1 rRNA gene is annotated in these 1,659 nt (G+C 55.6%); it reads left to right on the top strand.

The features are described 5' to 3' along the window. The first annotated feature begins 71 nt into the window (after positions 1-71). Positions 72-1,612: ribosomal RNA gene (locus tag ACLD02_RS19345) — 16S ribosomal RNA — on the top strand. Positions 1,613-1,659: the final 47 nt, after the last annotated feature.

The following is a 1,659-nucleotide window of genomic DNA, read 5'->3' as shown; positions in this document are numbered from 1 at the left end:
CAAGTCAACCTAGTTGAATTTGTTTCGAGCTGAGCATGCTTTAAGTGCGAAGGCACTTTAAAGACTTAATCGAACTGAAGAGTTTGATCATGGCTCAGATTGAACGCTGGCGGCAGGCCTAACACATGCAAGTCGAGCGGTAACAGGGGTAGCTTGCTACCCGCTGACGAGCGGCGGACGGGTGAGTAACGCGTGAGAATCTGCCCATTAGTGGGGGATAACCCGGGGAAACTCGGGCTAATACCGCATACGTCCTACGGGACAAAGCAGGGGACCTTTTGGCCTTGCGCTGATGGATGAGCTCGCGTCGGATTAGCTTGTTGGTGAGGTAAAGGCTCACCAAGGCGACGATCCGTAGCTGGTCTGAGAGGATGATCAGCCACACCGGGACTGAGACACGGCCCGGACTCCTACGGGAGGCAGCAGTGGGGAATCTTGGACAATGGGGGCAACCCTGATCCAGCCATGCCGCGTGTGTGAAGAAGGCCTTCGGGTTGTAAAGCACTTTCAGTAGGGAGGAAGGCTTTCGGTTAATACCCGGGAGTACTTGACGTTACCTACAGAAGAAGCACCGGCTAATTTCGTGCCAGCAGCCGCGGTAATACGAAAGGTGCAAGCGTTAATCGGAATTACTGGGCGTAAAGCGCGCGTAGGCGGTGTGTTAAGTCGGATGTGAAAGCCCAGGGCTCAACCTTGGAATTGCATCCGATACTGGCACGCTAGAGTGCAGTAGAGGGAGGTGGAATTTCCGGTGTAGCGGTGAAATGCGTAGAGATCGGAAGGAACACCAGTGGCGAAGGCGGCCTCCTGGACTGACACTGACGCTGAGGTGCGAAAGCGTGGGGAGCAAACAGGATTAGATACCCTGGTAGTCCACGCCGTAAACGATGTCTACTAGCCGTCGGGGTCCTTAGTGACTTTGGTGGCGCAGCTAACGCGATAAGTAGACCGCCTGGGGAGTACGGCCGCAAGGTTAAAACTCAAATGAATTGACGGGGGCCCGCACAAGCGGTGGAGCATGTGGTTTAATTCGATGCAACGCGAAGAACCTTACCAGGTCTTGACATCCTCGGAATTTGGCAGAGATGCCTTAGTGCCTTCGGGAGCCGAGTGACAGGTGCTGCATGGCCGTCGTCAGCTCGTGTCGTGAGATGTTGGGTTAAGTCCCGTAACGAGCGCAACCCTTGTCCTTAGTTGCCAGCACTTCGGGTGGGAACTCTAGGGAGACTGCCGGTGACAAACCGGAGGAAGGTGGGGACGACGTCAGGTCATCATGGCCCTTACGACCTGGGCTACACACGTGCTACAATGGCTGGTACAGAGGGTTGCTAAGTCGCGAGGCGGAGCCAATCCCTTAAAGCCAGTCGTAGTCCGGATCGGAGTCTGCAACTCGACTCCGTGAAGTCGGAATCGCTAGTAATCGCGGATCAGAATGCCGCGGTGAATACGTTCCCGGGCCTTGTACACACCGCCCGTCACACCATGGGAGTGGATTGCACCAGAAGTGGCTAGTTTAACCTTCGGGAGAACGGTCACCACGGTGTGGTTCATGACTGGGGTGAAGTCGTAACAAGGTAGCCGTAGGGGAACCTGCGGCTGGATCACCTCCTTAACGACCTAGACCCTACCCGAACAGGGACCCACACGTTTGCTTGTCTG

The organism is Alloalcanivorax sp. C16-2 (assembly GCF_046507615.1).
GTDB classification, from domain to species: Bacteria; Pseudomonadota; Gammaproteobacteria; order Pseudomonadales; family Alcanivoracaceae; genus Alloalcanivorax; species Alloalcanivorax marinus_A.
This window is presented reverse-complemented; position numbering and strand designations above follow the sequence as displayed.